The organism is Georgenia sp. (assembly GCF_054605595.1).
Map to the genome: position 1 here is coordinate 1 of NZ_JBTSDU010000194.1, position 3,655 is coordinate 3,655.

Consider the following 3,655-nt stretch of genomic DNA (forward strand, 5'->3'; position numbering starts at 1 on the left):
GGCGGCTGAGCCGCCGGCGGCGGTGGGACGGCAGCCGCAGCGGGCGCCCGGGCGAGGACCGGGCGGCCAGCAGGCGGCCCCGCGTGGCAGGCGGCGCCAGGTCCGGGCGGCCGGATGCCCTAGGCTGTCCTGCGCGCGAGGCAGAGAGCTCACGTGTGGGGCCTGTAGCTCAGTTGGTCAGAGCGCCGCGTTTACACCGCGGAGGTCGTCGGTTCGAGACCGGCCGGGCCCACCCAAGATTGGATGTTCGAACTCGCGACGTCGTCGGGTTTGACATCCTCCCCCGCACGTAGCCTGGCTCGGCCTGGTCGTACTCGACCTGTCCGGCGTCGATCCGCGAGTCCAGGAACGCGAGCCGTCGGGCGATGCGGTCCTGCTCCTCGTTGAGCAGATCGAGAGGCACGGCTCCGGCGTGGTGGGCGTGGAGCAGGCTGCGGCGCTCGTCGCGGAGCCTGTCGCGTTCCCAGGACTGCGGACATAGGTGTCGTGTGATCGGCGTGTTTGCTGGCGCGCACCTACACCGGCCCGGCCCCGTCCGCGTCCTCCACACGCTCGACGACCTCACCGATCCGAGCCCCACCAGCGACCGGTACCAGCGGCCGGGTCGGTAGCACGTGGGTCAGCACATGGAGACGCTGACTTTGCTCCGCCGTCGGCTGCGATCATCCGGCCACAGATCCTGCAACCATCCGGTTAGTAGTCCTGCGATCATCCGCCTAGCAGTCCTGCAATCGTCGGCATAGCGGCCTGAGAACGGTGCAGTGGGGGCATGGATGCGGTAGCGGCGCTCGGACGCGAGTACCGGCCTCGCGTGATCGACAGCGCGGTGCAACGCGCCCTCGCGGCCTCGGGCGCGGTGGTGATCGAGGGAGCGCGCGCGAGCGGCAAGACCATGACGGCCTTGCATGCCGCCGCCTCCTACGTCTTCATCGACGACGTCGAGGCCCAGCGCGTGCTCGAGGTGGCTCCCCGTTCCCTCCTCGATGGCGAGGCACCCAGGCTGCTTGATGAGTGCCAGGTCGCCCCGGAGCTGTGGAACCTCGTCCGTCGTGCCGTCGACGCTGCCGTCGAGCCAGGCCGGTTCATCCTCACCGGCTCGTCCGTTCCTCCGGACGATGTCACCCGGCACACTGGGGCCGGACGGTTCCTGCGGCTGCGTGAGCGGACCATGTCGTGGTGGGAGAAGCTCGACGCACCAACGGGCGCAGTGAGCCTCTCGGGCCTGTTCGACGGGGACCTGCCCAAGACCGATCTTGGCGCAGCCCCCGATCTCGACGCCGTCATCGACAACCTGCTGCGGCCCGGCTTCCCCGCGATGACTGCGCTTTCACCAACTCAGGCCTCGGATCGACTGCGTGGCTACATCGACGACGTCGCGCGTACCGACATCCGCCGCATCGCCGACATCCGGCATGAGCCCGAGGTGGTCAAGCAACTCATCGCCGCGCTCGCGTGATCGGTGGCCTCCGAGGTCACCTACAAGACGCTCGCGGCCGACGTCCGCGCGGTGGCGCCCGCGATCGACGAGGAGACCGTCAGCAGCTACGTCGGCCTGCTCCAGCGGCTGTTCATCGTCGAGGCACAGCGCCCGTGGACCCCGGCGTTGCGATCGCGCGCGAGGGTGCGCACCTCGCCGAAGCTCCACCTGGTCGACCCAGCCCTCGCCGCTGCGGCCCTAGGTGCCGGTCCCCAACAGCTACGGGGCGACCTCAATACGCTCGGCACACTGTTCGAGAGCGCCGTGGTCCATGATCTGACTGTGCTCGCCTCGCGTATCGATGGCGAGGTCAGTCACTATCGCGACTCCAACGACAAGGAGATCGACGCGATCATCACGCTCCCCGACGGACGCTGGGGCGCCGTCGAGGTCAAGCTCGGCGGCCAGCAACTCACCGCCGGGGCCACCTCGCTCCGAGCGGCGATCGCACAAGTCGACATCGCCGCGATCGGAGAGCCGGCGTTCCGACTCGTGGCCACCGGAACCGGGCCGATCCTTGTCACCGACGACGGGACTGTCACGGCCCCGCTCACCGCCCTGGCTCCCTGAGGGTGAGCCGCGCCGGTAGGCTCGCGGGCATGCCCACGCTGTGCCTAGCGGACGTCGTCGAGATGCTCGAGAGCCACTACCCGCCCGCCACCGCGGCGGACTGGGACGCCGTCGGGCTCGTCGCCGGGGACCCGGACGCGGCGGTGGAGACGGTCCTCCTCGCGGTCGATCCCACCGCGGAGGTGGTCGCCGAGGCGCTGGCCCTGGGCGCCGACCTGCTCATCACCCACCACCCGCTGTACCTGCGCGGCACGTCCACGGTCGCCGCCACCACTCCCAAGGGCCGCGTGGTCCACCGCCTGATCGCGGGCGGCTGCGCCCTGTACGCCGCCCACACCAACGCCGACGCCGCGACCGACGGCGTCGCCGACGCCGTCGCCGAGCTGCTCGGGCTGCGCGAGGTCCGGCCGCTCGAGCCGCTGCCGGGCACCGAGCTCGACACGCTCGTCACCTTCGTCCCGCGTACCCACACCGCTCGGGTGGTCGACGCCCTCGCGGCCGCCGGCGCCGGGCGCCTCGGCGACTACGACCGCGCCGCCTTCGTCTCACCTGGCACCGGCACGTTCCGGCCGCTGCCCGGCGCCGAGCCGGCGGTCGGCACCGTCGGCGAGGTGACCGAGGTGGCGGAGGACCGGATCGAGATGGTCCTCCCACGCGGCCGCCGCGCCGCCGTCCTGGAGGCGCTACGCGCCGCCCACCCTTATGAGGAGCCGGCGCTCACGCTCACCGCCCAGCCCGGTGAACCCGCCGACGTCGGCACGGGCCGGATCGGGCACCTGCCTGAGCCGATGACGCAGCGCGCCGTCGCGGATCTCGTCGCGCAGCGCCTGCCCGCCACCGCCCAGGGGATCCGCGTCGGCGGCGACCTGGACGCCCAGGTCTGCGCCGTCGCCCTGTGCCCGGGCGCCGGCGACTCCCTGCTGGCCCGCACCCGAGCGCTCGGTGCCGACGTCTACCTCACGGCCGATCTGCGCCACCACCCGGCTGCCGAGCACCTCGCCGGTGGGCGGCCGTACCTCGTGGACGCGACGCACTGGGCGAGCGAGTGGCCCTGGCTCCCGCGGGCGGCGCGGGTGTTGCGCGCGGCGGCACAGGCGCGCGGGGCTAGGTTGGACCTGCACGTCTCGACCCGGGTCACCGACCCGTGGAACCTGCACGTGCCTCAACAGCACAGCGAGCACTCGCCGGATGAAGGAGCACACCCGTGACCACTGCCCCTGTGAGGGACCAGCACCGACTGCTCGACCTGCAGGCGCTCGACACCCGGGCCGCCAAGCTCGCCCACCAGCGCCGGTCGCTGCCGGTCCTGACCGCGCTGGCCGAGCTCGACGGCCGCGCGGAGGACCTGCACCGCTCCCAGGTCGAGGCGAAGACGCTCGTCTCGGACACCCGGCGCGAGCTGACCAAGGCCGAGGGCGACGTCGCGCAGGTCCGGGCCCGCGCCGCCCGCCACCAGGTGACGCTCGACTCCGGGCAGGGCCTCTCCCGCGAGCTGGTGGCGCTGCAGGGTGAGCTCGCCCAGCTCGCCGAGCGTCAGGCCCATCTCGAGGAGATCGAGCTGGAGATCATGGAGCGCCTCGACGCCGCCGAGGCGCGCGTGACCGACCG

4 protein-coding genes and 1 tRNA gene are annotated in these 3,655 nt (G+C 72.3%); all 5 read left to right on the top strand.

All coding sequences use genetic code 11. The features are described from left to right. The first annotated feature begins 158 nt into the window (after positions 1–158). Positions 159–232 (top strand) — tRNA-Val (locus ACYC1Z_RS14620). 579 nt (positions 233–811) lie between these two features. Beyond that, on the top strand, positions 812–1,456 hold the full coding sequence (locus ACYC1Z_RS14625; RefSeq protein WP_461410248.1) for an AAA family ATPase: 645 nt from the start codon (positions 812–814) through the stop codon (positions 1,454–1,456). Positions 1,457–1,459: 3 nt separating this feature from the next. After that, complete coding sequence (locus ACYC1Z_RS14630) at positions 1,460–2,047, top strand: DUF4143 domain-containing protein (RefSeq protein WP_461410249.1); 588 nt, start codon at positions 1,460–1,462, stop codon at positions 2,045–2,047. A 29-nt stretch (positions 2,048–2,076) separates the two neighbouring features. Next, entirely contained in the window at positions 2,077–3,255 is a 1,179-nt protein-coding gene (locus ACYC1Z_RS14635) for a Nif3-like dinuclear metal center hexameric protein (protein WP_461410250.1), read from the top strand. Further along, on the top strand, positions 3,252–3,655 hold a 404-nt coding region (locus ACYC1Z_RS14640), incomplete at its 3' end, for a CT398-like coiled coil hairpin domain-containing protein (protein ID WP_461410251.1). The genes ACYC1Z_RS14635 and ACYC1Z_RS14640, both read left to right, overlap by 4 nt.

Coding starts and splice junctions, on each gene's coding strand:
- ACYC1Z_RS14635 (WP_461410250.1), top strand. CDS start 2,077: ATGCCCACGCTGTGCCTAGCGGACGTCGTCGAGATGCTCGAGAGCCAC.